Below are 25,600 nucleotides of genomic sequence, written 5' to 3' on the forward strand. Positions count from 1 at the left end.
AGCATCATGGCTGCAGGAGAAACTCAAACTCCGCAAGAGTACATTGGTCACCACCTGACGCATCTTCAGCTGGACCTGCGTACCTTCGAGTTAGTGAATGCTCACGACGCACCCGCGACGTTCTGGGTATTAAATATCGATTCCATGTTTTTCTCTCTGGTGCTGGGAGTGATCTTCCTGGTGTTGTTCCGTAAAGTGGCGAAAAGCGTCACCAGCGGCGTGCCAGGGAAAATGCAGGCGGCTATCGAACTGGTTGTCGGCTTCGTTGACAGCAACGTGCGCGACATGTACCACGGTAAAAGCAAACTTATCGCCCCGCTGGCTCTGACGATTTTTGTCTGGGTCTTCCTGATGAACTTCATGGATCTGCTGCCTATCGACCTGCTGCCGTACATCGGCGAAGAGTGGCTAGGCCTGCCGGCGCTGCGCGTCGTGCCGTCCGCAGACGTGAACATCACGCTGTCTATGGCGTTGGGCGTCTTTATTTTGATTCTGTTCTACAGCATCAAAATGAAAGGTGTAGGCGGCTTCGCGAAAGAGCTGACGCTGCAACCTTTTAATCACCCGATCTTCATCCCCATCAACCTGATTCTTGAAGGTGTTAGCCTGCTGTCCAAACCGGTTTCACTCGGTCTGCGACTGTTCGGCAACATGTATGCGGGTGAGCTGATCTTTATCCTTATTGCCGGTCTGTTGCCGTGGTGGTCGCAGTGGGTGCTGAATGTGCCGTGGGCCATTTTCCACATCCTGATCATCTCGTTGCAGGCTTTCATTTTCATGGTCCTCACGATTGTCTATCTGTCGATGGCATCTGAAGAACATTGATTTTTTTCTCAACACTAAGCGTTTAACTGAAACAAACTGGAGACTGTCATGGAAAACCTGAATATGGATCTGCTGTACATGGCTGCCGCTGTGATGATGGGCCTGGCGGCAATCGGTGCTGCGATCGGTATCGGCATCCTCGGAGGTAAATTCCTGGAAGGCGCCGCGCGCCAGCCGGATCTGATCCCTCTGCTGCGTACGCAGTTCTTTGTTGTAATGGGTCTGGTGGATGCAATCCCGATGATCGCTGTTGGTCTGGGTCTCTACGTGATGTTTGCTGTCGCCTAAAGCCTGTCGCTCTTTGTTCATCCCGCGCCCCGCGCGCAAAGATGAACGGTTCTGCCGCTTATCACGGTGATAACGGCAGATAAGTTAACAACTTAATTAGAGGCATTGTGCTGTGAACATTAATGCAACAATCCTCGGCCAGGCCATCGCGTTCATCCTGTTTGTCGCGTTCTGCATGAAGTACGTATGGCCGCCGATTATGGCTGCCATCGAAAAGCGCCAGAAAGAAATTGCTGAAGGCCTTGCTTCTGCTGAACGCGCGAAGAAAGATTTGGATCTCGCGCAGGCTAATGCGACCGACCAGCTGAAAAAAGCTAAAGAGGAAGCTCAGGTCATTATCGAGCAGGCGAACAAACGCCGTACTCAGATTCTGGACGAAGCGAAAACTGAAGCTGAGAACGAACGTAACCGCATCGTGGCGCAGGCGCAGGCAGAGATTGACGCCGAGCGTAAACGTGCCCGCGAAGAGCTGCGTAAGCAAGTCGCGTTGCTGGCAATGGCTGGTGCCGAGAAGATCATCGAACGTTCCGTGGATGAAGCTGCTAACAGCGACATCGTTGATAAACTGGTCGCTGAACTGTAAGGAGGGAGGGGCTGATGTCTGAACTGATTACTGTAGCTCGCCCCTACGCCAAAGCAGCTTTTGACTTTGCTGTTGAGCATCAAAGCATTGAACGCTGGCAACAGATGCTGGCGTTCGCCGCGACTGTCGCGCGCAATGAGCAAATGGCCGATCTTCTCTCTGGCGCGCTGGCGCCGGAAGCGTTGTCGGCTTCTTTCATTGCCGTCTGCGGCGATCAATTAGATGAACACGGCCAGAACCTGATTAAGGTTATGGCTGAGAACGGACGTTTGACCGCGCTTCCGGCTGTACTGGAGCAGTTCATTCAACTGCGCGACGCCTATGAGGCGACGGCGGAAGTTGACGTGATTTCCGCCAGTACGCTGAGTGACAGCCAGCTGACTAACATCAGCGCCGCGATGGAAAAACGTCTGTCACGCAAAGTTAAGCTGAATTGCAAAATTGATAAGTCTGTCATGGCAGGCGTGATCATCCGTGCGGGTGATCTGGTGATTGATGGCAGCGTGCGCGGCCGTCTTGAGCGTCTGGCAGACGCCTTGCAGTCTTAAGGGGACTGGAGCATATGCAACTGAATTCCACCGAAATCAGCGAACTGATCAAGCAGCGCATTGCTCAGTTCAATGTCGTGAGCGAAGCTCACAACGAAGGTACTATCGTCTCTGTAAGCGACGGTATCATCCGCGTACACGGCCTGGCCGATGTCATGCAGGGTGAGATGATCGCCCTGCCGGGTAACCGTTACGCTATCGCCCTGAACCTGGAGCGCGACTCTGTCGGCGCCGTGGTAATGGGTCCGTATGCTGACCTCGCCGAAGGCATGAAGGTCAAATGTACGGGTCGTATCCTGGAAGTGCCGGTCGGTCGTGGCCTGCTGGGCCGCGTGGTGAACACCCTGGGTGCACCTATCGACGGCAAAGGCGCGATCGACAACGACGGCTTCTCGCCGGTTGAAGTGATCGCACCGGGCGTTATCGACCGTCAGTCAGTCGACGAGCCGGTTCAGACCGGTTACAAATCTGTCGATGCGATGATTCCAATCGGTCGTGGCCAGCGTGAGCTGATCATCGGCGACCGTCAGACCGGTAAATCCGCGCTGGCGATCGACGCCATCATCAACCAGCGCGATTCCGGCATCAAATGCGTCTACGTCGCTATTGGTCAGAAAGCCTCTACCATCGCCAACGTGGTGCGTAAGCTGGAAGAGCACGGCGCGCTGTCGAACACCATCGTGGTTGTAGCCTCAGCGTCTGAGTCCGCTGCGCTGCAATACCTGGCGCCCTACTCCGGTTGCGCCATGGGTGAATACTTCCGCGACCGCGGCGAAGATGCGCTGATCGTATACGATGACCTGTCTAAGCAGGCTGTCGCTTACCGTCAGATTTCTCTGCTGCTGCGCCGTCCGCCGGGCCGTGAAGCCTTCCCGGGCGACGTGTTCTATCTCCACTCTCGTCTGCTGGAGCGCGCATCACGCGTAAGTGCTGACTACGTCGAGCGTTTCACCAACGGCGAAGTTAAAGGTAAAACCGGTTCACTGACCGCGCTGCCGATCATCGAAACCCAGGCGGGTGACGTTTCCGCGTTCGTTCCGACCAACGTAATTTCTATTACCGATGGTCAGATCTTCCTGGAATCGAACCTGTTTAACTCCGGTATTCGTCCGGCGGTTAACCCGGGTATCTCTGTATCGCGTGTTGGTGGTGCTGCTCAGACCAAGATCATCAAGAAACTGTCCGGTGGTATCCGTACCGCGCTGGCGCAGTATCGTGAACTGGCGGCGTTCTCGCAGTTCGCTTCCGATCTGGATGACGCGACCCGCAAACAGCTGAGCCACGGTCAGAAAGTGACCGAGCTGCTGAAACAGAAACAGTATGCGCCGATGTCCGTTGCGCAGCAGGGTCTGGTGCTGTTTGCTGCCGAGCGCGGCTACCTGAACGACGTTGAACTGGCGAAGATCCTTAGCTTCGAAGCTGCGCTGCTGGCGTTCGCAGACCGCGACCACGCCGAGCTGATGCAGGAAATCAACCAAACTGGTAACTACAACAACGATATCGAAGCGAAGCTGAAAGCGCTGCTCGATACGTTTAAAGCAACCCAGTCCTGGTAATGTCTGGCGGCTTGTCTGAAAAGGCAGGCCGCAAGGCTTTGAGGAGAAGCTAATGGCCGGCGCAAAAGAGATACGTAACAAGATCGGAAGCGTGAAAAATACGCAGAAGATCACCAAAGCGATGGAAATGGTCGCCGCCTCCAAAATGCGTAAAACGCAGGAACGCATGGCGGCCAGCCGTCCGTATGCAGACACCATGCGCAAAGTGATTGGTCACCTTGCGCTTGGGAATCTGGAATACAAGCACCCTTACCTGGAAGAGCGCGACGTTAAGCGCGTCGGCTACCTGGTCGTTTCGACTGACCGCGGGCTTTGTGGTGGTTTGAACATTAACCTGTTCAAAAAGTTGCTGGCGGATATGAAAGCCTGGTCTGATAAAGGCGTACAGAGCGATCTGTCGATTATCGGTTCCAAAGGTCTGGCGTTCTTCAGCTCCGTAGGCGGTAACGTCGTGGCCCAGGTCACCGGCATGGGAGACAAACCTTCCCTGTCCGATCTGATCGGCCCGGTAAAAGTGATGTTGCAAGCCTACGACGAAGGTCGTATCGACAAGCTGTATGTTGTCAGCAACAAGTTTAATAACACCATGTCTCAGACTCCGACCATTACCCAACTGCTGCCGTTACCGCCAGCGGAAGGTGAAGAAGAGATGAAGGCGAAGACCTGGGATTACCTGTACGAACCCGATCCGAAAGCGCTGCTGGATACCCTGCTGCGTCGTTATGTCGAATCGCAGGTTTATCAGGGTGTGGTGGAAAACCTGGCCAGTGAGCAGGCCGCACGTATGGTGGCGATGAAAGCCGCAACCGACAACGGCGGAAACCTGATCAAAGAGTTGCAGTTGGTGTACAACAAAGCTCGTCAGGCCAGCATCACCCAGGAACTCACCGAGATCGTCTCGGGAGCCTCCGCGGTTTAACCAGGTTAGAATTAGGTAGAGGATTCAAGATGGCAGCTGGAAAGATTGTCCAGATTATCGGCGCCGTAGTTGACGTCGAATTCCCTCAGGACGCGGTACCGCAAGTGTACAACGCCCTTGAGGTTAAGAATGGTGATGCTCGTCTGGTGCTGGAAGTTCAGCAGCAGCTGGGCGGCGGCGTGGTTCGTACCATCGCCATGGGTTCTTCTGACGGCCTGAAGCGCGGTCTGGAAGTTGCTGACCTGAAAAAACCGATCCAGGTTCCGGTGGGTAAAGCCACCCTCGGCCGTATCATGAACGTGCTGGGCGAGCCGATCGACATGAAAGGCGACATCAAAGAAGAAGACGGCAGTGCAGTAGAGATCTCCTCTATTCACCGCGCGGCGCCTTCTTATGAAGACCAGTCAAGCTCGCAGGAACTGCTGGAAACCGGCATCAAGGTTATCGACCTGATGTGTCCGTTCGCCAAAGGCGGTAAAGTCGGCCTGTTCGGCGGCGCGGGCGTAGGTAAAACCGTAAACATGATGGAGCTGATCCGTAACATCGCGGCTGAGCACTCAGGTTACTCGGTATTTGCCGGCGTGGGCGAGCGTACTCGTGAGGGTAACGACTTCTACCACGAAATGACCGACTCCAACGTAATCGACAAAGTTGCGCTGGTGTATGGCCAGATGAACGAGCCGCCGGGCAACCGTCTGCGCGTTGCGCTGACCGGTCTGACCATGGCGGAGAAATTCCGTGATGAAGGCCGCGATGTTCTGCTGTTCATTGATAACATCTATCGTTATACCCTGGCCGGTACGGAAGTATCAGCACTGCTGGGTCGTATGCCGTCTGCGGTAGGTTATCAGCCGACGCTGGCTGAAGAGATGGGTGTGTTGCAGGAGCGTATTACCTCCACCAAGACCGGTTCAATCACCTCTGTACAGGCCGTTTACGTGCCTGCGGATGACCTGACTGACCCGTCTCCGGCGACCACCTTCGCCCACCTGGACTCAACCGTAACGCTGAGCCGTCAGATCGCGTCTCTGGGTATCTACCCGGCCGTTGACCCGCTGGACTCTACCAGCCGTCAGCTGGACCCGCTGGTCGTTGGCCAGGAGCACTACGACGTTGCGCGTGGCGTGCAGTCTCTGCTGCAACGTTACCAGGAACTGAAAGACATCATCGCCATCCTGGGTATGGACGAACTGTCTGAAGACGACAAACTGCTGGTGGCACGCGCGCGTAAAATTCAGCGCTTCCTGTCTCAGCCGTTCTTCGTTGCTGAAGTCTTTACCGGCGCGCCGGGTAAATACGTCACCCTGAAAGACACTATCCGTGGCTTTAAAGGCATTATGGACGGCGAGTTCGACCATCTGCCAGAGCAGGCTTTCTACATGGTCGGCGCTATCGAAGAAGCCGTGGAAAAAGCGAAGAAACTGTAATAACGGTTTCCCGGGAGGACAGATATGGCTATGACTTATCACCTGGACGTCGTCAGCGCAGAGAAACAGCTGTTCTCTGGCCTGGTGCAGAAAATTCAGGTGTCAGGTAGCGAAGGCGAGCTGGGTATTTACCCTGGCCACGCCCCGCTGCTGACTGCCATCAAGCCTGGAATGATCCGTATCGTGAAGCAGCACGGCGAAGAGGAGTATATTTACCTCTCTGGCGGCGTGCTGGAAGTGCAGCCGGGCAGCACCACCGTTCTGGCCGATACCGCTATCCGCGGTACCGACCTTGACGAAGCGCTGGCGCTGGAAGCGAAACGCAAAGCAGAAGAGCATATCAACAGCAGCCACGGCGACGTTGACTATGCTCAGGCCTCTGCGGAGCTGGCGAAAGCCATTGCTAAACTGCGCGTGATCGAGCTGACCAAAAAAGCGATGTAATCAGGCTTTATGCGTCATGAAATGCCAGCCCATTGGGCTGGCATTTTTTTTATCTGCGCGTTAATACCGGCGCGCGCCTAATTTCGACCTGAGAAAAATGTAGTAATCTCAGGACTAAACCGTTTAACTTTCGCATGTCTAAAACACTGTCAGGATGGTTATGTCTAACAGCGCAATGAGCGTGGTGATCCTTGCTGCCGGCAAGGGAACCCGTATGTATTCCGATCTGCCCAAAGTTCTGCACACCCTTGCAGGCAAACCCATGGTCCAGCACGTCATCGACGCCGCAACCGGTCTCGGCGCGAACCATATCCATCTGGTTTACGGCCACGGCGGCGATCGGCTTAAGGCCGTCCTGACCGAGCCGTCGCTTAACTGGGTATTACAGGCGGAGCAGCTGGGAACGGGCCATGCGATGCAGCAGGCGGCGCCCGCCTTCGCTGACGATGAAGACATCCTGATGCTCTACGGCGATGTGCCGCTTATCTCCCAGCAGACATTGCAGCGCCTGCGCGACGCCAGACCGCAGGGCGGCATCGGCCTGCTGACGGTGGTGCTGGATAATCCCAGCGGCTACGGGCGTATCATGCGTGAAAACGACGCCATCGTCGGGATCGTGGAGCAGAAAGACGCCAGCCCGGAGCAGCTGAAAATTACGGAAATTAACACCGGCATTTTGATCGCCAACGGCGGCGATCTAAAACGCTGGCTGGCGCAGCTGACCAACAACAATGCGCAGGGCGAATACTACATCACCGATATTATCGCGCTGGCCCATCAGGAAGGGCGTCGCATCAATGCCGTCCATCCGGCGCGCGTCAGCGAAACCGACGGCGTCAACAACCGCCTACAGCTGGCCACGCTGGAGCGAGTTTATCAGAGCGAGCAGGCGGAAAAACTGCTGCTGGCAGGCGTGATGCTGCGCGACCCGGCACGCTTTGATCTGCGCGGCACGCTTAATCACGGACGCGATGTCGAGATCGACACCAATGTCATTATCGAAGGCGAAGTGACGCTGGGCAATCGCGTTAAAATCGGCGCGGGCTGCATCATTAAAAACAGCGTTATCGGCGACGACTGTGAAATCAGCCCCTATTCGGTGATCGAGCAGGCGAACCTCGCCGCCGACTGCACCGTCGGACCTTTCGCTCGCCTGCGTCCCGGCAGCGAGCTGGCGCAGGCCGCACATGTCGGCAACTTCGTCGAAATGAAAAAGGCGACGTTGGGCAAAGGCTCCAAGGCTGGACATCTTAGCTATCTCGGCGACGCGGAGATCGGCGCGAACGTCAATATCGGCGCGGGCACCATTACCTGCAACTATGACGGGGCCAACAAGTCGAAAACCCTTATCGGCGATAACGTCTTTGTGGGGTCGGACACGCAACTGGTGGCGCCGGTCAGCGTGGCGGCCGGCGCAACCATCGCGGCGGGCACCACGGTAATGCAGGACGTCACGGATGCCGTGCTGGTCTACAACCGCAAAGAGCAAAACAGCAAAGCGGGCTGGCAGCGTCCGGTGAAGAAAAAGTAATTTTACGGCCAGCCGCGTGCTGGCCGTCGCAGTAGCACAATAATAATCCCCACTCTCTACAAGGCTCGGGGAATCCGGCAAAGCCGGTTATCAGGTCGTATGACAACGCAAGATGGCCGAAAGCCATCAGGTCAGGAATAACATTTATGTGTGGAATTGTAGGTGCAGTAGCACAACGCGACATTGCAGAAATTCTGCTGGAAGGACTGCGTCGCCTTGAATATCGCGGATATGATTCGGCTGGTCTGGCCGTCGTCGATCGTCAGGGGCACGTCACGCGCCTGCGGCGCGTCGGCAAGGTACAGATGCTGGCGGAAGCCGCAGAGCAGCAGCCGCTGATTGGCGGCACGGGCATCGCGCATACGCGCTGGGCAACCCATGGCGAACCGTCGGAAGCCAATGCGCATCCGCACGTCTCTGAGCACATTATCGTGGTGCACAACGGCATTATTGAAAACCACGAACCGCTGCGTGAGACGCTGATAGCGCGTGGTTATCGCTTTGCCTCTGAGACCGATACCGAAGTGGTCGCGCATCTGGTGCATTGGGAGCAGAAACAGGGCGGATCGCTGCGCGAAGTGGTGCTGCGCGTCATCCCTCAACTGCGCGGCGCCTATGGCATGGTGATCATGGACAGCCGCGATCCGTCGCTGCTGGTGGCCGCCCGCTCAGGTAGCCCGCTGGTGATTGGCCGTGGCGTTGGCGAAAACTTTATTGCCTCCGATCAGCTGGCGCTGCTGCCGGTAACGCGTCGCTTTATCTATCTGGAAGAGGGCGACATCGCCGAAATCAGCCGCCGCGAGGTCACCATCGTCGATCGCGACGGCAAGGCGGTGCATCGCGCTGAAATTGAATCCAGCGTGCAGTACGACGCGGGCGACAAAGGCGTTTACCGCCACTACATGCAGAAAGAGATTTACGAACAGCCAATGGCGATTAAAAACACCCTGACCGGTCGTTTTAGCCATGGCGAAGTGGATCTCAGCGAGCTGGGTCCGAATGCGGAAGCGCTGCTGAGCCAGGTCGAGCATATCCAGATCATCGCCTGCGGCACCTCGTACAATTCAGGCATGGTGGCGCGCTACTGGTTTGAATCGCTGGCGAATATCCCCTGCGACGTGGAGATCGCTTCCGAGTTTCGCTATCGCAAATCCGCCGTACGTAAAAACAGCCTGCTGATCACCCTGTCCCAGTCTGGCGAAACCGCCGATACGCTGGCGGCGCTGCGTCTTTCCAAAGAGCTGGGCTATCTGGGTTCGCTGGCGATCTGCAACGTGGCCGGTTCGTCGCTGGTGCGCGAGTCGGATCTGGCGCTGATGACCAAAGCCGGCACGGAGATCGGCGTCGCCTCGACCAAAGCCTTCACAACGCAGCTGACCGTACTGCTGATGCTGGTGGCGAAACTGGGCCGCCTGCGCGGCATGTCGGCAGAGATCGAACACGACATCGTTCATGGCCTTCAGGCGCTGCCGAGCCGTATTGAGCAGATGCTGGCGCAGGACAAGCGCATTGAGCTGCTGGCGGAAGACTTCTCCGACAAGCATCACGCGCTGTTCCTCGGACGCGGCGATCAGTATCCGATCGCGATGGAGGGCGCGCTTAAGCTCAAAGAGATCTCCTATATTCACGCTGAAGCCTATGCGGCTGGCGAGCTGAAGCACGGCCCGCTGGCGCTGATTGATGCCGACATGCCGGTCATCGTCGTCGCGCCGAACAACGAACTGCTGGAAAAGCTGAAGTCGAATATTGAAGAGGTGCGCGCGCGCGGCGGCTTGCTGTACGTGTTTGCCGATCAGGATGCGGGTTTTAACGACAGCGACGGCATGAAGATTATCTCGCTGCCGCATGTGGAAGAGGTGATTGCGCCGATCTTCTACACCGTGCCGCTTCAGCTGCTCTCCTATCACGTTGCGCTGATTAAAGGCACCGACGTCGATCAGCCGCGAAACCTGGCGAAATCGGTGACGGTGGAATAACAGAGCTTCGCTGGATTAATTAGCAACAGACCCGGTAATTTTCAGGTGAAATTACCGGGTTTTTTATTTGATAAAGCGGCGGGCCTGCCGGTGGCCTTGCAGGTGACAGTACGGCGAGCGCGGTAGCCGGGGCGCAGGCCGGGAAGAATGCGGTTGAGAATCACTCCTTGCCTGGTGACCAGGCGGGGCAACGGCGAAACAAGCAGCTGAATCCCTTAAGAATCAGATCAGGGAAAAGCTGGGTGAGGGTACAACCTCTGCCATCGCCAGGCGGACAGCATTAAGGCGTTGATGAGCAGCGATACCTGGTCTGCGGTAGCTGATACGATCAAACAGGCATCCGAAGGGAATCAGGCAGAGCTGGAAGCCACTGGTGGGATGCTGGCCGGAATATATGACCGGGCAAGAAAGCGCCACATGTTCCAGATGCCGGGGCTGTCGGGAATATGAAAAAATTCCTTGCCAATTATGGCCTGGCACTCAGATTAAGAATGGCGCACAAAAACGTTGCCAAATATAGCAAGGTCAGAGTATTTACAACGCAAACAGTAATACTGGCGAAGTGATAAAGAAAGGTGATCAATTTTATCTTAATGGATAACATAAAAATCATCTTGAACTGTTTGACAGTAAAGGGAAATTTAAAGTGTTGTTAAATCTGGGTGGGGCTATTAATAAGTCCAGGACTGAAGCAGCGAAGGGCAGGAAAAGGTAATGCGACAACTGGCAGTGAGTGATAAGAAGTTGCGAGGGATTCCACGCAGGCTACGATCATTAAAAAAGTGGTCTGAATCTTATATATCTAACTTTCCAACAATTGCCGATGAAGACTACTCTTATGGTTATTGGAATGTCAAAATACCTGTGCATTTTTCATTAGTTCAGGGGAAACAGACTAGTCGTAACATTCAGTCATATTGTGCACAAATGTTGATAAACGCCGCATACGATCTTTATCAGTCTAAACCTGCTGATAAAGATGAGATAAGAGTTACTTGCAGTATTGTTCTGCCGGACATGTTTTCTAGTGAGCTGTGCTTGTTTACTTCTGAGGAGTATTTCAACATGCACACACAGCCAGGAAATAATATTTTTGGACAGTTAAGTTTGTTACATGGACGAAGCCTGGTAAAGGATTTTAATTTGGAATTGCCGAAAGGTTTTGCAGAATCAGGAATATTAAGAGCCTGCGAAAATGATGAGGGCGAGATTTATCTTTCTGAGCACTGGTATATTGGTGAGGTAAATAAAAAGTGAAATTTTATTGTTGATAAAAGCATTCCAGTCCTTAGCGGCTGGGGTTTTTACTTTAACAGTGTGGCCGGGGTTATTATGCGCGCTACTCAGCAAGGGCAGGGCAAAGCGCCAGGCTCACTTCAGCGTTAATAAGCACGATCACAAAAATCAAGGACAGAGACGATGGACTGGACGCACATTTTCCTGGCTGGCTATATCGGGGCTGTGCTTACAGCGATTGCCGCATCGCTGCGCAAAAAGGGGTGGATCGGACGAGGCGGCGCGATCGCGCTAGCGCTGGCAGGGATCGTTGGCTGGAACATTATTGACGTCCATTATTTAAATCGCTCAGCTAAACAAAATACAGAGCAAAAGATTGATGCGGCCATAGCAGGCATGCCCATTTATCAGGTCCTCAAAGAGCAGGAACCGCAAAAGTTTCAGCAGATCCGTGCTCAGGTACTGGCCATGCTTAAGGCAGGCCAGAGCGAACAGCAGGTTATCGACGCTATCCAGCCGCAAATATTAGCCATACAGAAAAGTCGGATAGCCTTTGCGCCAGACGAGCAGGTGGTGGCGGTTATGCAAGCCAGTGTTGCACAGATTGCGGCAGTGCAAAAATACAGCGACGACGCCTGTTACCGCTTCCTTTTTCCTGCGGTCAAAGGGGGAATAAACCCCACAAACATTCTCCCTCAATCGATTCTTTTACAGCGAATAGAGGCTGACGTGGCGATGATGCGCTCCGCTTATGGACCCAACCGGCATATCATCACCAGTGAAGAACGACAAATCGCGCAGCGAAATGCGCAACGGCTGGTACAGAGCATGACGCCGCAGTACGGGCAGCATCTGCAAATCTTAAGCGACCCGCGCAAAGGAATCGGCAATGAAAAAATCGCCTGTGAAATTTATAAAGCGTTGTGGAGCAACGTGCTTTCCTTACCCAAAAGCGAAGCCGCAGGATTTATCCGTATGGCGCTGGCGGACTAAGACGCCAGCCGTTACAGGCTGTAGTGAGGCGGAGCTGAGAAGCGCGTGAAGGCTGAGGAAGGATAAAAACCAGTCTCTGTTACCTGTATACAGCCGCCAGCCGCAATTCTCGCCTTCTTACACAGCTTCCTGCTGTCATAAATCTGTCACATTTCCTACATTTCACTGTCATCAAACTGTCCTATTTTGCCTCCAGCAGCAATCACTGACTCCAACTACAACGGCTTCAAGCCTGAGATAAACTCCCCTGGAGGGAACATGACACTGATGCGTAGCACCGTAGCCCGAATTCTTACCGCCACTCTCGCCGTAAGCACGGTTTCTGCTTTTGCAGCGACCGATCTGACGGGCGCGGGCGGTACTTTCCCGGCGCCGGTTTATGCCAAGTGGGCAGCAGAATATCAGCAAGCTACCGGTAGCAAAATTAACTACCAGGGCATCGGCTCATCCGGCGGCGTAAAACAGATCATCGCTAAAACCGTGGATTTTGGCGCCTCTGATGCGCCAATGAAAGATGAAGACCTGCAAAAAAATGGCCTGTTCCAGTTCCCGACGGTGATTGGCGGCGTTGTGCTGGCCGTTAATATTCCGGGCGTGAAATCCGGCGAACTGACGCTCGACGGTAAAACGGTCGGTGACATCTATCTGGGTAAGATCAAAAAGTGGAACGATGCCGCCATCACTAAGCTGAATCCGGGCGTAAAACTGCCAGACACCAACATCAACGTCGTCCGTCGCGCTGATGGTTCCGGCACCTCTTTCGTCTTCACCAGCTACCTGGCGAAAGTGAATGAAGAGTGGAGCAGCAAAATCGGCAAAGGCAACACCGTAAACTGGCCGACTGGGCTGGGCGGTAAAGGCAACGACGGCGTCGCCGCGTTCGTTCAGCGTCTGCCTGGCTCTATCGGCTATGTGGAATACGCTTACGCTAAGCAGAACAACCTGACCTACACCAAACTGGTTGATGCCGACGGCAAGCCGGTCGCGCCGAGCGAAACCAGCTTCTCTAACGCGGCGAAAGGCGCGGACTGGAGCAAATCCTTTGCTCAGGACCTGACCTACCAGAAAGGCAATGATGCGTGGCCGATCACCTCAACGACCTTCATTCTGATCTACAAAGATCAGGCTAATGCTGAGAAAGGTAGCGAAGTGCTGAAGTTCTTCGACTGGGCCTATAAGAATGGCGATAAAACGGCGACCAGCCTGGATTACGCCACCCTGCCGGATAGCGTAACCCAGCAGATTCGCGATGCATGGAAAGCCAATATCAAAGACAGTTCAGGCAAAGCGCTTTATCAATAAGTGAATAACCGCCGGATACCTGTCCGGCCGGAACGATGGGCGGTCATTGGCCGCCCTGACAACCTTCTGAGAATGAGACTTCTATGGCTGCAACGAAGCCGGCATTCAAAGCCCCCGGTAAGCAAGGTGACATGATTTTCGGCGCGCTGGTTAAACTGGCGGCGCTGATTGTGCTATTGCTGTTGGGCGGCATTATCGTCTCCCTGATTGTCTCCTCCTGGCCGAGCATTCAGAAATTTGGTTTCTCTTTCCTGTGGTCGAAAACCTGGGATGCGCCCAATGAAGAATTTGGCGCGCTGGTGCCTATCTACGGCACCCTTGTCACCTCGTTAATCGCGTTAATTATCGCCGTGCCGGTGAGCTTTGGCATTGCGCTGTTTCTGACCGAACTGGCGCCCGGCTGGCTGCGTCGTCCGCTTGGCACCGCGATTGAGCTGCTGGCGGCTATTCCCAGCATCGTATACGGCATGTGGGGGCTGTTTATCTTCGCTCCTCTGTTTGCCGAATATTTTCAGACGCCGGTGGGTGAGGTGATGTCGGCTATACCTTTTGTCGGCACCCTGTTTTCCGGGCCGGCTTTTGGTATCGGCATCCTCGCGGCAGGCATCATTCTGGCCATTATGATCATCCCCTATATCGCTTCGGTGATGCGCGATGTGTTTGAGCAAACGCCGGTCATGATGAAAGAGTCGGCGTACGGCATCGGCTGCACCACCTGGGAAGTTATCTGGCGCATCGTGCTGCCTTTTACCAAAAACGGCGTGATTGGCGGCGTAATGCTGGGTCTGGGGCGCGCGCTGGGCGAAACCATGGCCGTGACCTTTATCATCGGCAACACCTACCAGCTCGACAGCGCCTCGCTGTTTATGCCGGGTAACAGCATCACCTCCGCGCTGGCGAATGAATTTGCCGAAGCGGAGTCAGGCGTGCATGTGGCTGCGCTGATGGAGCTGGGACTGATCCTGTTTGTTATCACCTTTATCGTTCTGGCGATCTCTAAGCTGATGATCCTGCGCCTGACGAAAAGTGAAGGAGCGCGCTCATGACCACCATTGAATTACAGGCTCGCGCCGAACTGGATGCGTCGCGGCGCAAAATGCAGTCCTGGCGCAGCACCAAGAACAAGATCGCGCTGACGCTGTCGCTGCTGACGATGGCCTTTGGTCTGTTCTGGCTGGTGTGGATCCTGTTCACCACCATCACCCGTGGCGTCGATGGGTTGAGCTGGTCGCTGTTTACCGAATCAACCCCGCCGCCCAATACCGCAGGCGGCGGTCTGGCTAACGCCCTGGCGGGCAGCGGCCTGCTGATCTTCTGGTCTACCGTGGTGGGAACGCCGCTGGGGATTCTGGCAGGGGTTTATCTGGCGGAATATGGCCGCAAGTCGGCGCTGGCCGAGGTGATCCGCTTTATCAATGACATTTTGCTTTCGGCGCCCTCCATTGTGGTGGGGCTGTTTGTTTACACCATCGTGGTGGCGCAGATGCAGCACTTTTCCGGCTGGGCAGGCGTAATCGCGCTGGCGCTGCTGCAAATCCCCATCGTGATCCGCACCACCGAAAATATGCTGCGCCTGGTGCCTGACAGTATGCGTGAAGCCGCCTACGCGCTGGGTACGCCGAAATGGAAGATGATCTCCGCCATCACGCTAAAGGCGTCAGTGTCGGGCATTCTGACCGGCGTCCTGCTGGCGGTGGCCCGTATTGCAGGCGAAACCGCGCCGCTGCTGTTTACCGCGCTGTCGAACCAGTTCTGGTCTACCGACATGATGCAGCCGCTGGCGAACCTGCCGGTCACCATCTTTAAATTCGCTATGAGTCCTTTTGCCGAGTGGCAAAGCCTGGCATGGGCGGGCGTACTGATTATCACGCTCTGCGTGCTGCTGCTGAACATTCTGGCTCGCGTGATTTTCACCAAGAGCAAACACGGATAATTTTCGGCGCTGCCCTGCGCGGCGTTGTTTAAGAGAGACGAGCAATGAGTATTGCGACTGCAAACGGCGGTAAAATTCAGGTACGAAACCTGAACTTCTATTACGGCAAATTTCACGCGCTGAAGAATATCAATCTGGATATAGCAAAGAATCAGGTCACAGCCTTTATCGGACCTTCAGGCTGCGGTAAATCGACGCTGCTGCGCACCTTTAATAAAATGTATTCGCTCTACCCTGAGCAGCGCGCCGAAGGCGATATTTTGCTGGATGGCGAAAACATTCTGGCTTCACATCAGGACATCGCCCTGCTGCGCGCCCGCGTCGGCATGGTGTTCCAGAAGCCGACGCCCTTTCCCATGTCGATTTACGACAATATCGCCTTTGGCGTGCGTCTGTTTGAAAAGCTGTCGCGCGCCGATATGGACGAGCGCGTGCAGTGGGCGTTGAGCAAGGCCGCCCTGTGGAATGAAACCAAAGACAAGCTACATCAGAGCGGTTACAGTCTTTCCGGCGGTCAGCAGCAGCGTCTGTGCATTGCGCGCGGCATTGCGATTCGCCCGGAGGTGCTGCTGCTGGACGAACCTTGTTCAGCGCTCGATCCGATTTCCACCGGCCGTATCGAAGAGCTGATCACCGAGCTGAAGCAGGACTACACCGTGGTGATCGTCACCCACAATATGCAGCAGGCGGCGCGCTGTTCTGACCATACCGCCTTTATGTATCTGGGCGAGCTGATTGAGTTCAGCAATACGGACAGGCTCTTTACCAAGCCGGCGCAGAAGCAGACCGAAGACTATATTACAGGCCGCTACGGCTGATTTATCAGGAGATAACCATGGATAACCTTAACCTGAACAAGCATATCTCCGGTCAGTTCAATGCGGAGCTGGAACATATTCGCACCCAGGTGATGATTATGGGCGGTATGGTTGAGCAGCAGCTTACCGACGCCATCACCGCGATGCACAACCTTGACGGCGAGCTGGCGCAGCGCGTGATCGACGGCGATCAGAAGGTCAATATGATGGAGGTGGAGATTGATGAAGCCTGCGTGCGCATCATCGCCAAACGTCAGCCTACCGCCAGCGACCTGCGACTGGTAATGGCGATCATCAAGACTATTTCCGAACTGGAGCGCATCGGCGACGTGGCGGAGAAAATCAGCCGCACCGCGCTGGAAAAATTCGGCCAGCAGCATATGCCGCTGCTGGTGAGCCTGGAGTCGCTGGGCCGTCATACCGTCGAGATGCTGCACGACGTGCTGGATGCGTTCGCGCGTATGGATCTCAACGAAGCCATTAATATCTACCGCGAAGATAAAAAGGTCGATAAAGAGTACGAAGGCATTGTGCGTCAGTTGATGACCTACATGATGGAAGATCCGCGCACCATTCCCAGCGTGCTGACCGCGCTGTTCTGCGCGCGCGCCATTGAGCGCATCGGCGATCGCTGCCAGAACATCTGCGAAATCATCTTCTATTTTGTTAAGGGTCAGGACTTCCGCCACGTTGGCGGCGACAGGCTGGATGAGCTGCTTTCCGGCGACGACGGCTCTAACAAACCCTCCTGATGGCGCTCTGCCGTGCGCGCGCTGGCGCACGGCTTGCCGCTTTTTCTGTTATACGCAACCGTTTCCTTTATATAATCAGCACACTTTTTCTTCATTAAGGTGCTGATTCATGTCTCTTTCCCGCAGTAAGCAGAGCGTGACGCCTGCAAAGGCGATGCTGGCCGCGGTCAGTGGTTACGCAATGGATGGATTCGATCTGCTGATCCTGGGATTTATGCTGCCGGCTATTAGCCTGTCGCTGGCGCTGGAACCTTCTCAGGCGGGTTCGCTGGTGACCTGGACCCTGATTGGCGCAGTCGTCGGCGGCATTCTGTTTGGTCATCTCAGCGATCGCTTCGGGCGCATTCGCATTCTTACGGTGACGATCCTGATGTTCTCGATCTTCACCGGCTTGTGCGCAGTGGCGCAGGGCTACTGGGATCTGCTGGCGTACCGTACGCTGGCCGGTATGGGGCTGGGCGGTGAGTTTGGCATCGGCATGGCGCTGATCGCCGAAGCCTGGCCCGTGGAAAAGCGCAACCGCGCCTCGGCATGGGTCGGCATCGGCTGGCAGCTCGGCGTATTGCTGGCCGCCTTTATTACGCCGCCGCTGCTTGGCGTGATTGGCTGGCGCGGCATGTTTCTGGTCGGGCTGCTGCCTGCCTTGCTGTCATTTGTGCTGCGGCGCAGCATGGGCGAACCGGAAGCCTTTACCCGTCAGGTGAATCGCACGCCCTCACTTTCCTTTGCCGCCCGGCTGAAAATGCTGGTACAGGATCGTGCGACGGCAAAGGCCAGTCTGGGCATCTTTATCCTTACCTCGGTACAGAACTTCGGCTACTACGGCCTGATGATCTGGATGCCAAGCTATCTCTCCGCCAACTTCGGCTTCAGCCTGACGAAGTCAGGACTCTGGACGGCGGTGACGGTGGTCGGCATGACCTTTGGCATCTGGCTGTTCGGCGTGCTGGCGGACCGCTTTGCGCGCTGGAAAATTTTCCTGCTGTATCAGTTCGGCGCCGTGGCGATGGTGGTGATCTACGCGCAGTTGCGCGACCCTACGGTGATGCTGTTTACCGGCGCGCTGATGGGCATGTTCGTCAACGGCATGATCGGCGGCTACGGCGCGCTGATTTCCGATACCTTTCCGCCGCAGGCGCGCGCGACGGCGCAGAACGTGCTGTTTAACCTGGGGCGCGGCGTCGGCGGTTTCGGTCCGCTGGTGATTGGTCTGCTGGCGGCGAAAATATCCTTTGTGGCGGCGATTACGCTGCTGGCGCTCATCTACCTGCTGGATATTTTCGCCACGCTGTTTCTGCTGCCGAAAAAGCAGGGCAACGAGGATTCGCTGGGCGCGATTGGCTGAGTGGTTCAGGCCTGCGGCCGTCAGCTGGTTAGCTGCCAGCCGCGCGCCTGCCACAGCGCAGGCAGTTGCGCCATATCCGTAAAGCGCGTCACCAGCGGATGATCGATGCCGGGATTGTGCGCGTCGGCGCAGTAGTAGAACACAGGGATGCCCGCTGCGATGCCTGCGCGGGCGCCTGCTTCCGAGTCATCGACCAGAATGCAGCGCTCGACAGGCACCTGCATCTGTTCAGCGGCGTAGTACATCAGTTCAGGGCGGGGTTTCCAGCTGGAGATGTCATAGCCGCTGTAAAGGCGATCAGCAAACCAGGGCAGCATGCCGGTCAGGCCCAGCGAGTGCTGCATCTTCTTTACCGTTCCGTTAGAGACCACGCACATCGGAACGGTGATCTTCTCTATCAGCGCCTTTGCGCCGGGGATCGGCGTCAGCGACTGGTCAAACAGCCGCGCCACTTCGGCACGGTAGTCGGTTTCGAAACGCTCCTGCGGCAGCGTGGTCTGATGCGCGTGCGCCACGTCGCGAATGATGTCGTAGAGTTGCACCCCTTTGTACTTCTCGAACATCTCCTGTAACGAACAGGTAATACCATAGCGCGCAAACGTATTGACGTACGCCTGGGTACAGAGCAGCTCGCTGTCCACCAGCGTGCCGTCGCAGTCAAAAAACACACAGTCTACTGACATTTCTCAGGATCCTTCTGTTGCAGGGTAGCCCACACTTTAACCTAATCGCCGCGGATTGCGATCCCGGAAACGGTTGCGAAAAATCATTGTATTGATGCGGCAAAGCGGTCAGGATACGCGCCGACTTCTTTTCATCAGGATTGCTGGCATGAGTAAACAAGGCCTTTTGCAGCGCGTATTCAGGCTGCACGAACACGGCACCACGGTGCGTACCGAGATTATTGCCGGTTTCACAACTTTCCTGACGATGGTCTACATCGTCTTTGTTAACCCCCAGATCCTTGGCGTGGCGGGAATGGATACGCAGGCGGTTTTTGTCACCACCTGCCTGATTGCCGCCTTCGGCAGTATCCTGATGGGGCTGTTCGCTAACCTGCCGGTGGCGCTGGCGCCCGCGATGGGACTCAACGCCTTCTTTGCCTTTGTGGTGGTCGGCGCGATGGGCTACTCATGGCAGGTGGGCATGGGCGCGATTTTCTGGGGCGCACTGGGACTGCTGATCCTGACGCTGCTGCGCGTGCGCTACTGGATGATCGCCAATATTCCGCTGAGCCTGCGCGTGGGGATTACCGCCGGTATCGGCCTGTTTATCGCCATGATGGGGCTGAAAAACGCCGGCATTATCGTGGCGAATCCCGACACTATCGCCGCAGTGGGCAACCTGACCTCGCACAGCGTGCTGCTTGGCGCGCTGGGCTTCTTTATCATTGCCGTTCTGGCGTCGCGCAACATTCATGCGGCGGTGCTGATTTCCATGGTGGTGACAACGGCGATTGGCTGGGCGGTGGGCGACGTAAAATTCGTTGGCTTGTTTTCCGCGCCGCCTTCTATCGGCAGCGTGGTCGGTCAGGTCGATATTAAAGGCGCGTTCAATATCGGCATGGCGGGCGTGATCTTCTCCTTTATGCTGGTCAATCTGTTCGACTCTTCCGGCACCCTGATCGGCGTGACCGATAAAGCGGGCCTGGCGGACGAAAAAGGCACCTTCCCGCGCATGAAGCAGGCGCTGTTTGTCGATAGCTTCAGTTCGGTAACGGGCGCGCTGGCGGGGACATCGTCAGTGACCGCTTACATCGAAAGCTCTTCCGGCGTGGCGGTGGGTGGCCGCACCGGCCTGATGGCGGTTGTGACCGGCGTGCTGTTTCTGCTGGTGATGTTCCTGTCGCCGCTGGCGGCAATGGTGCCGGGCTATGCGGCCGCAGGCGCGCTGATCTACGTAGGCGTGCTGATGACCGCCAGCCTGTCGCGCGTGCGCTGGGACGATCTGACTGAGGCGGTGCCTGCCTTTGTTACCGCCGCCATGATGCCGTTCAGCTTCTCGATTACCGAAGGCATTGCGTTGGGCTTTATCGCCTACTGCGTGATGAAGCTCGGCACCGGCCGCTGGCGCGAAATCACGCCGTGCGTGGTGGTGGTGGCGCTGCTGTTCGTTCTGAAAATCGCGTTTATAGACGCGCATTAAAAGAAACAGGCCGCTTACGCGGCCTGTTTTACATCTGGGGATGCGCGCTGCGCTCCAGCGGCGAGCTGGTCAGACGCAGCGTGCGCGGACCAATATTCGGCTTATTCATCTCCACGTCGCGCAGCGCATGCCACTGGCGCGCCGCATCCACTTCCCATAAGTGCAGACGCTGCGTGGCAGGCGACAGGGCGCATGACCAGACCAGGGTTGGTTCTGCGTCGCACACCGCCTGAATATCGGGGTAGCTTATCGAGCGCAGGCGTCCGGCTGCGGGGTGCAGCTGAAGCGACTCCATATGATCGCTACCTTCGCCGGTCAGCTTGAGAATGCTCTGGCGCAGCGTCCAGATCTGCGTCACCGCTTCCATAAAATCCTGCTGCGCATTGATCCAGGCGCGCTCGCCAGAGGTCAGCGCCTGCATAAGCTGCTCCTGCGTCTGGCGGCTGTGGGCGCGTACGATCTCCATATCCAGCCCCGCGCGGCCGCCTTCTTCCGCCAGCAGCACCCCGACCATATTTCCTGCATAAGCGATGCTGAAGTCAGGCAGATCGCGATCGGCAAAGGCTGGCCGACCATTGCTCTGGGTAATCAGGGCTGGAAGAGTATTAATGCCGTAAACGCGCAGCATAAGCTGAGCCAGCATCAGGCGGGCAATCAGAAAGCGCCCGCGGCGCTTATCGGGAAGCTGGCGTGCCTGATCCAGCACATCCTGCGGCATGCGCATGGCGTCGGCGGCAATGCCGGGGTCGCCCATCCAACGTACAAAATGACTTGCCATCTGTCGCTCCGTGAAAATGGTCACTTAATCATCAGACGCGCATTGTAAGAATTTTCTGAGCACATTGCATCCGGCATACGTCAGAATGACGCAATATTCAGAATTGGCTGATTCGGGGCGGGAAAAGGCAGCTGCCGCATCGTGAGGCAGCCGCGCAGGGCTGTCAGGCTAACTTGCACGCCTGTTCAAAAGGCAGACGCGGCAAACGCGGATGCAGCTTTTCATGGTTGCCGTAGCCGAGATTGATCAACATATTGACCTGCCAGCTGCTGTCGGCGAAAAAAGCCTCGTTGATTTTCGACGGATCGAAGCCCGACATCGGACCGGCATCCAGACCAAGCGCGCGCGCGGCCAGGATCAGATAGCCTGCCTCCAGGCTGCTGTTGCGGAAAGCCGTCTCTCTGGCCAGCTCCGGGCTGCCGGTAAACCAGCTGCGCGCGTCGGCGTGCGGAAACAGCTGCGGCAGCTGCTCATAGAACGCCATATCATGAGCCACGATCACCGTAACCGGCGCGGTCATGGTTTTTTCCAGGTTGCCGGATGAGAGCGCAGGCTTCAGCTTCTCTTTGCCTTCCTGCGAGGTCACAAACACAAAGCGGCCCGGCGAGCAGTTCGCCGACGTCGGTCCCAGCGCAGTCAGCGCGTAGAGCTGCTCCAGAATGCCCTCTTCCAGCGGTTTATCCTGCCAGTAGCTATGAGTGCGGGCGTCGTTGAATAGCTGATCTAACGCATGTTGGTCGAGCGGTGAAGGCATTTTACTCTCCTTTGTCAGGCGGAAGCAGCCGCCTAATGCTTACCTGGGTGGAAGGCGCGGCCGGAAAAGCCGGCGTGGTGTTGCGCTCTGCGAAAGAAATAAAAAAAGCAGAGCCGCAGACTGATGATCAGCCTGCGGCTCTGCCTGTTATACCTCAATGATTTGCCGCCGCCAAATGACAAAGGCGCAAATAACCCGGCGGCAGGCTCTCCGAAATGCGCCAGGACAGACGGGGCCTGCCGCGGTTCGTCCGGCTGTTGCGCGCGGCGGCTCGTATTCCGCAAGCGGCGGCGCAGCGCCGGACAAGCGTCAAAGACGTCGCGTCCGTCCGGCAGCGGGTAGAAGAGGGGAAGCGCTTATTTCCCGATACAGAAACTGGAGAATATCCGTCCCAGCAGATCGTCAGAGGTGAACTCGCCGGTGATTTCGCTCAGCGCCTGCTGCGCCAGCCGCAGCTCTTCCGCCAGCAGCTCGCCCGCCCAGGCGCCCAGCAGCTGCGCCTTGCCCTGCTGAAGATGAGTCGCCGCTAACTCCAGCGCCTGAAGATGACGACGGCGCGCCAGGAAGCCGCCTTCCATATTGCCGGAAAAGCCCATCGACTGTTTCAGGTGATCGCGCAGCACATCGACCCCTTCACCGGTCCGCGCCGAAAGGCGAATCAGTGAGTGGCTGTTTACTTCCGTCAGGCCCAGCGTTTCGCCCGTGACGTCGGCTTTATTGCGCACCACGGTAATCGGCAGTGACGCAGGCAGGCGCGAAACGAAGTCCGGCCAGATTTGCGCGGCTTCTGTCGCCTCAGTGGTGGTGCCGTCCACCATAAACAGCACGCGATCGGCCTGTTCGATCTCCTGCCAGGCGCGCTCGATGCCGATGCGTTCGACCTCATCGCTGGCTTCGCGCAGGCCGGCCGTATCGATAATATGCAGCGGCATGCCGTCGATATGAATATGCTCGCGCAGCACGTCGCGCGTGGTGCCCGCAATATCGGTGACGATAGCCGCCTCGCGTCCGGCCAGCGCGTTCAGCAGGCTGGATTTGCCGGCATTGGGACGACCGGCGATAACTACCTTCATCCCTTCACGCAGCAGGCTGCCCTGACGCGCTTCGGCGCGCACGCCGTCCAGATCGCCGATGACCTCATCAAGCTGCGCCTCAATCTTGCCGTCAGAGAGGAAATCGATCTCCTCATCGGGAAAGTCGATAGCCGCTTCCACGTAGATACGCAGATGAGTGAGGGCTTCAACCAGCTGATTGATGCGGGTCGAGAAGGCGCCCTGTAGCGAGTTGACCGCCGAACGCGCCGCCTGCTCGGAGCTGGCGTCAATCAGATCGGCAATCGCTTCGGCCTGCGCCAGATCCAGCTTATCGTTAAGAAAGGCGCGCTCCGAGAACTCGCCCGGCTGGGCGATGCGCACGCCCGGCAGAGCGACAATACGTTTCAGCAGCAGATCGAGGATCACCGGGCCGCCGTGGCCCTGTAGCTCCAGCACATCCTCGCCGGTAAAGGAGTTCGGGCCGGGAAACCACAGCGCGATGCCCTGATCCAGCACGCTGCCGTCGGCGTCTTTGAACGGCAGATAGTCGGCGTAGCGCGCCTTCGGCAGCTTGCCGAGCACCTGCTGCGCGACCTCAGCGGCGCGCGCGCCGGAGATACGCAAAATACCGACGCCGCCGCGTCCGGGTGGCGTCGCCTGGGCGACGATAGTATCGCTGTGGCTCATGGATTTTCTCTCGCTAAAAAATAAGGCGGTCTAATGACCGCCTCAGGGTAAACCAGATTGTCAGACGGGCGTAAGCGCGTTACGCCTTCTTCTTGTCGCGGCTGTGCAGACCGCGTTTTTCCAGCCCGCGATAAATCAGCTGCTGCTGGAGAATGGTCACCAGGTTGCTGACGATGTAGTACAGCACCAGACCTGACGGGAACCACAGGAAGAACACGGTAAAGATAACCGGCATATAGGTCATGATCTTCTGCTGCATCGGATCGGTCACGGTGGTCGGTGACATCTTCTGGATGAAGAACATGGTGATGCCCATCAGAATCGGCAGGATGTAGTACGGGTCCTGCGCCGACAGGTCATGGATCCAGAGGATAAACGGCGCATGACGCAGTTCTACTGAACCAGACAGCATGTAGTAGAGCGCAAGGAAGATCGGCATCTGGATAACCAGCGGCAGACAGCCGCCCAGCGGGTTAACCTTCTCCGCCTTATACAGCGCCATCATCTCCTGGCTCATCTTCTGCTTGTCGTCGCCCAGACGTTCACGCATCGCCTGAATCTTCGGCTGAAGCATGCGCATTTTCGCCATCGAGGTGTACTGCGCTTTGGTCAGCGGGTACATGATGCCGCGCACGATGAAGGTGATAACGATAATGGAGAAGCCCCAGTTACCGATAAAGCTGTGCAGGAACTTCAGCAGCTTAAACAGCGGCTGAGAGATAAACCACAGCCAGCCGTAGTCGACGGTCAGGTCGAGATGCGGCGCCACGGCGGCCATCTTGTCCTGAATTTCCGGTCCAACCCACAGCGTTGCGCCCAGATCCTGCTGCTGACCGGCTGCAATGGTGACCGGCGCGGACTTGTAGCCGATCGCCGCAATGCCGTTGCCCAGGTTGCTGGTGTAGAGCGCGTTATTGCCAGCGGTACGCGGCACCCATGCGGTGGCGAAATACTGCTGCAACATCGCGACCCAGCCGTTGCTGGTGGTGGCGTTCAGGTTTTCGTTATCCGCGATAGTATCGAACTTATACTTTTCGTACTTCTCTTCGCTGGTGGAGTAGGCGGCGCCACGGAAGGTATGCAACGCAAAGTTGTTGCTGCCGGTGTCGCGATGCTTCGGCAGATCGATGGTCTGCTTCAGCTGGCCGAACAGCGACACTTCCAGCGGCTGCTGCGTGGTGTTGTTGACGTTGTAGTTCACGTCCACCGCGAATTCGCCGCGCTTGAAGACGAACGTCTTGGTGTAGACCACGCCGTTTTCAGCGGTGTAGGTCATCGGCACGCGCAGTTCGGTCTGGCCGTCAGCCATTTCGAAATGATCCTGCTGCGTGGTGAACAGCGGGCGCGCGCCGTTATTCGGGTTATCCGGGCCGTTACGGCCAGTCAGCCCGCTCTGTGCCTGATAAACGAAGGACGGCGTGGTTTCCAGCAGCTGGAACGGCTGATCGGAACCCAGTTTATCCGGGTAGGTCAGCAGTTGGGCTTGCTCGACATCGCCACCGCGGGTGTTGATATTCAATGACAGGACATCAGTCTTAACGGTGATCGTTTTGCCCTGGCCGCTGGCCGGTACGCCCTGGCTGGCGGCATCACCTGCTGCGCTGTTGGTGTTTTGCGTGGTCTGGGTCTGCTGCGGCTGCGGAGCGTGGTCCGTCTGCCAGGCTTGCCAGATCATGAAAGACACGAACAGAAAAGCGATGAGAAAAAGATTGCGTTGCGAATCCAT

25 protein-coding genes and 1 pseudogene are annotated in these 25,600 nt (G+C 56.6%); 21 read left to right on the top strand and 5 right to left on the bottom strand.

Features of this window, described 5'->3' with window-relative positions:
* The first annotated feature begins 6 nt into the window (after positions 1-6).
* The 20 genes and pseudogenes from atpB to BBB56_RS17190 all read left to right on the top strand — a co-directional run bounded on the left by atpB (position 7) and on the right by BBB56_RS17190 (position 18,476).
* Positions 7-825 carry a F0F1 ATP synthase subunit A gene (gene atpB, locus BBB56_RS17100; RefSeq protein ID WP_123802147.1) on the top strand — a complete coding sequence of 273 codons (819 nt, stop codon included), beginning with the start codon at positions 7-9 and terminating at the stop codon, positions 823-825.
* Between the two features lie 48 nt (positions 826-873).
* Positions 874-1,113, top strand: coding sequence for a F0F1 ATP synthase subunit C (atpE, locus tag BBB56_RS17105; protein WP_003849523.1), 240 nt, complete (start codon positions 874-876; stop codon positions 1,111-1,113).
* A gap of 112 nt (positions 1,114-1,225) precedes the next feature.
* Positions 1,226-1,696, top strand: a complete 471-nt coding sequence (gene atpF, locus BBB56_RS17110; RefSeq protein ID WP_081140530.1) for a F0F1 ATP synthase subunit B — start codon at positions 1,226-1,228, stop codon at positions 1,694-1,696.
* 14 nt (positions 1,697-1,710) lie between these two features.
* Positions 1,711-2,244 (top strand): F0F1 ATP synthase subunit delta, encoded by a 534-nt coding sequence (gene atpH, locus BBB56_RS17115; protein WP_123802148.1) that lies wholly within the window; start codon positions 1,711-1,713, stop codon positions 2,242-2,244.
* A gap of 14 nt (positions 2,245-2,258) precedes the next feature.
* Complete coding sequence (atpA, locus tag BBB56_RS17120) at positions 2,259-3,800, top strand: F0F1 ATP synthase subunit alpha (RefSeq protein WP_123802149.1); 1,542 nt, start codon at positions 2,259-2,261, stop codon at positions 3,798-3,800.
* Between the two features lie 52 nt (positions 3,801-3,852).
* The gene (gene atpG / locus BBB56_RS17125) at positions 3,853-4,719 is read left to right on the top strand and encodes a F0F1 ATP synthase subunit gamma (protein ID WP_033792957.1); all 867 of its coding nucleotides are present in this window, start codon (positions 3,853-3,855) and stop codon (positions 4,717-4,719) included.
* Between the two features lie 29 nt (positions 4,720-4,748).
* Positions 4,749-6,146: a F0F1 ATP synthase subunit beta gene (gene atpD / locus BBB56_RS17130; protein ID WP_123802150.1), complete on the top strand. Its 1,398-nt coding sequence runs from the start codon at positions 4,749-4,751 to the stop codon at positions 6,144-6,146.
* Between the two features lie 24 nt (positions 6,147-6,170).
* Complete coding sequence (locus tag BBB56_RS17135) at positions 6,171-6,590, top strand: F0F1 ATP synthase subunit epsilon (RefSeq protein WP_123802151.1); 420 nt, start codon at positions 6,171-6,173, stop codon at positions 6,588-6,590.
* A 160-nt stretch (positions 6,591-6,750) separates the two neighbouring features.
* A complete protein-coding gene (gene glmU, locus BBB56_RS17140; RefSeq protein ID WP_123802152.1) occupies positions 6,751-8,121 on the top strand; it encodes a bifunctional UDP-N-acetylglucosamine diphosphorylase/glucosamine-1-phosphate N-acetyltransferase GlmU in 1,371 nt (456 codons plus the stop codon).
* A 146-nt stretch (positions 8,122-8,267) separates the two neighbouring features.
* Positions 8,268-10,097, top strand: coding sequence for a glutamine--fructose-6-phosphate transaminase (isomerizing) (gene glmS, locus BBB56_RS17145; RefSeq protein ID WP_123802153.1), 1,830 nt, complete (start codon positions 8,268-8,270; stop codon positions 10,095-10,097).
* An 89-nt stretch (positions 10,098-10,186) separates the two neighbouring features.
* A pseudogene (locus tag BBB56_RS23805) lies at positions 10,187-10,381 on the top strand (VENN motif pre-toxin domain-containing protein); the annotation flags it as partial.
* A 7-nt stretch (positions 10,382-10,388) separates the two neighbouring features.
* Entirely contained in the window at positions 10,389-10,547 is a 159-nt protein-coding gene (locus BBB56_RS23810; protein ID WP_233593056.1) for a hypothetical protein, read from the top strand.
* A 264-nt stretch (positions 10,548-10,811) separates the two neighbouring features.
* Positions 10,812-11,354, top strand: a complete 543-nt coding sequence (locus BBB56_RS17155; RefSeq protein ID WP_123802154.1) for a DUF3916 domain-containing protein — start codon at positions 10,812-10,814, stop codon at positions 11,352-11,354.
* A gap of 162 nt (positions 11,355-11,516) precedes the next feature.
* Positions 11,517-12,326 carry a topoisomerase II gene (locus tag BBB56_RS17160; RefSeq protein ID WP_123802155.1) on the top strand — a complete coding sequence of 270 codons (810 nt, stop codon included), beginning with the start codon at positions 11,517-11,519 and terminating at the stop codon, positions 12,324-12,326.
* 258 nt (positions 12,327-12,584) lie between these two features.
* Positions 12,585-13,628, top strand: coding sequence for a phosphate ABC transporter substrate-binding protein PstS (gene pstS, locus BBB56_RS17165; protein WP_123802156.1), 1,044 nt, complete (start codon positions 12,585-12,587; stop codon positions 13,626-13,628).
* A gap of 83 nt (positions 13,629-13,711) precedes the next feature.
* Positions 13,712-14,674 (top strand): phosphate ABC transporter permease PstC, encoded by a 963-nt coding sequence (pstC, locus tag BBB56_RS17170; RefSeq protein WP_123802157.1) that lies wholly within the window; start codon positions 13,712-13,714, stop codon positions 14,672-14,674.
* Positions 14,671-15,561, top strand: coding sequence for a phosphate ABC transporter permease PstA (pstA, locus tag BBB56_RS17175; protein WP_123802158.1), 891 nt, complete (start codon positions 14,671-14,673; stop codon positions 15,559-15,561). Before pstC ends, pstA begins: the two co-directional genes overlap by 4 nt.
* Before the next feature lie 44 nt (positions 15,562-15,605).
* On the top strand, positions 15,606-16,379 hold the full coding sequence (gene pstB, locus BBB56_RS17180; RefSeq protein WP_123802159.1) for a phosphate ABC transporter ATP-binding protein PstB: 774 nt from the start codon (positions 15,606-15,608) through the stop codon (positions 16,377-16,379).
* 17 nt (positions 16,380-16,396) lie between these two features.
* Complete coding sequence (gene phoU, locus BBB56_RS17185) at positions 16,397-17,131, top strand: phosphate signaling complex protein PhoU (protein ID WP_123802160.1); 735 nt, start codon at positions 16,397-16,399, stop codon at positions 17,129-17,131.
* A 109-nt stretch (positions 17,132-17,240) separates the two neighbouring features.
* Complete coding sequence (locus BBB56_RS17190; protein ID WP_123802161.1) at positions 17,241-18,476, top strand: MFS transporter; 1,236 nt, start codon at positions 17,241-17,243, stop codon at positions 18,474-18,476.
* Between the two features lie 20 nt (positions 18,477-18,496).
* On the opposite strand, the gene yieH is transcribed toward BBB56_RS17190, so the two are convergent.
* The gene (gene yieH, locus BBB56_RS17195) at positions 18,497-19,159 is read right to left on the bottom strand and encodes a 6-phosphogluconate phosphatase (protein ID WP_123802162.1); all 663 of its coding nucleotides are present in this window, start codon (positions 19,157-19,159) and stop codon (positions 18,497-18,499) included.
* Positions 19,160-19,307: 148 nt separating this feature from the next.
* On the opposite strand from yieH, the gene BBB56_RS17200 reads away from it, so the two are divergent.
* Entirely contained in the window at positions 19,308-20,621 is a 1,314-nt protein-coding gene (locus BBB56_RS17200; protein WP_123802163.1) for an NCS2 family permease, read from the top strand.
* A 28-nt stretch (positions 20,622-20,649) separates the two neighbouring features.
* On the opposite strand, the gene BBB56_RS17205 is transcribed toward BBB56_RS17200, so the two are convergent.
* From BBB56_RS17205 to yidC, 4 genes are all read right to left on the bottom strand, one after another.
* Complete coding sequence (locus tag BBB56_RS17205) at positions 20,650-21,399, bottom strand: 4'-phosphopantetheinyl transferase family protein (RefSeq protein WP_123802164.1); 750 nt, start codon at positions 21,397-21,399, stop codon at positions 20,650-20,652.
* 163 nt (positions 21,400-21,562) lie between these two features.
* Complete coding sequence (locus BBB56_RS17210) at positions 21,563-22,153, bottom strand: malonic semialdehyde reductase (RefSeq protein WP_123802165.1); 591 nt, start codon at positions 22,151-22,153, stop codon at positions 21,563-21,565.
* A 356-nt stretch (positions 22,154-22,509) separates the two neighbouring features.
* Positions 22,510-23,874 carry a tRNA uridine-5-carboxymethylaminomethyl(34) synthesis GTPase MnmE gene (mnmE, locus tag BBB56_RS17215; protein WP_123802166.1) on the bottom strand — a complete coding sequence of 455 codons (1,365 nt, stop codon included), beginning with the start codon at positions 23,872-23,874 and terminating at the stop codon, positions 22,510-22,512.
* Between the two features lie 79 nt (positions 23,875-23,953).
* Positions 23,954-25,600: a membrane protein insertase YidC gene (gene yidC, locus BBB56_RS17220; RefSeq protein WP_123802167.1), complete on the bottom strand. Its 1,647-nt coding sequence runs from the start codon at positions 25,598-25,600 to the stop codon at positions 23,954-23,956.

This window comes from Candidatus Pantoea deserta, from assembly GCF_003813865.1.
Lineage (GTDB): Bacteria > Pseudomonadota > Gammaproteobacteria > Enterobacterales > Enterobacteriaceae > Pantoea > Pantoea deserta.

Excerpts from the sequence above, each read along its gene's own strand:
- atpB (WP_123802147.1), top strand. The coding sequence starts at position 7 with ATGGCTGCAGGAGAAACTCAAACTCCGCAAGAGTACATTGGTCACCAC.
- atpE (WP_003849523.1), top strand. The coding sequence starts at position 874 with ATGGAAAACCTGAATATGGATCTGCTGTACATGGCTGCCGCTGTGATG.
- atpH (WP_123802148.1), top strand. The coding sequence starts at position 1,711 with ATGTCTGAACTGATTACTGTAGCTCGCCCCTACGCCAAAGCAGCTTTT.
- atpA (WP_123802149.1), top strand. The coding sequence starts at position 2,259 with ATGCAACTGAATTCCACCGAAATCAGCGAACTGATCAAGCAGCGCATT.
- atpG (WP_033792957.1), top strand. The coding sequence starts at position 3,853 with ATGGCCGGCGCAAAAGAGATACGTAACAAGATCGGAAGCGTGAAAAAT.
- atpD (WP_123802150.1), top strand. The coding sequence starts at position 4,749 with ATGGCAGCTGGAAAGATTGTCCAGATTATCGGCGCCGTAGTTGACGTC.
- BBB56_RS17135 (WP_123802151.1), top strand. The coding sequence starts at position 6,171 with ATGGCTATGACTTATCACCTGGACGTCGTCAGCGCAGAGAAACAGCTG.
- glmU (WP_123802152.1), top strand. The coding sequence starts at position 6,751 with ATGTCTAACAGCGCAATGAGCGTGGTGATCCTTGCTGCCGGCAAGGGA.
- glmS (WP_123802153.1), top strand. The coding sequence starts at position 8,268 with ATGTGTGGAATTGTAGGTGCAGTAGCACAACGCGACATTGCAGAAATT.
- BBB56_RS23810 (WP_233593056.1), top strand. The coding sequence starts at position 10,389 with ATGAGCAGCGATACCTGGTCTGCGGTAGCTGATACGATCAAACAGGCA.
- BBB56_RS17155 (WP_123802154.1), top strand. The coding sequence starts at position 10,812 with ATGCGACAACTGGCAGTGAGTGATAAGAAGTTGCGAGGGATTCCACGC.
- BBB56_RS17160 (WP_123802155.1), top strand. The coding sequence starts at position 11,517 with ATGGACTGGACGCACATTTTCCTGGCTGGCTATATCGGGGCTGTGCTT.
- pstS (WP_123802156.1), top strand. The coding sequence starts at position 12,585 with ATGACACTGATGCGTAGCACCGTAGCCCGAATTCTTACCGCCACTCTC.
- pstC (WP_123802157.1), top strand. The coding sequence starts at position 13,712 with ATGGCTGCAACGAAGCCGGCATTCAAAGCCCCCGGTAAGCAAGGTGAC.
- pstA (WP_123802158.1), top strand. The coding sequence starts at position 14,671 with ATGACCACCATTGAATTACAGGCTCGCGCCGAACTGGATGCGTCGCGG.
- pstB (WP_123802159.1), top strand. The coding sequence starts at position 15,606 with ATGAGTATTGCGACTGCAAACGGCGGTAAAATTCAGGTACGAAACCTG.
- phoU (WP_123802160.1), top strand. The coding sequence starts at position 16,397 with ATGGATAACCTTAACCTGAACAAGCATATCTCCGGTCAGTTCAATGCG.
- BBB56_RS17190 (WP_123802161.1), top strand. The coding sequence starts at position 17,241 with ATGTCTCTTTCCCGCAGTAAGCAGAGCGTGACGCCTGCAAAGGCGATG.
- yieH (WP_123802162.1), bottom strand. The coding sequence starts at position 19,159 with ATGTCAGTAGACTGTGTGTTTTTTGACTGCGACGGCACGCTGGTGGAC.
- BBB56_RS17200 (WP_123802163.1), top strand. The coding sequence starts at position 19,308 with ATGAGTAAACAAGGCCTTTTGCAGCGCGTATTCAGGCTGCACGAACAC.
- BBB56_RS17205 (WP_123802164.1), bottom strand. The coding sequence starts at position 21,399 with ATGGCAAGTCATTTTGTACGTTGGATGGGCGACCCCGGCATTGCCGCC.
- BBB56_RS17210 (WP_123802165.1), bottom strand. The coding sequence starts at position 22,153 with ATGCCTTCACCGCTCGACCAACATGCGTTAGATCAGCTATTCAACGAC.
- mnmE (WP_123802166.1), bottom strand. The coding sequence starts at position 23,874 with ATGAGCCACAGCGATACTATCGTCGCCCAGGCGACGCCACCCGGACGC.
- yidC (WP_123802167.1), bottom strand. The coding sequence starts at position 25,600 with ATGGATTCGCAACGCAATCTTTTTCTCATCGCTTTTCTGTTCGTGTCT.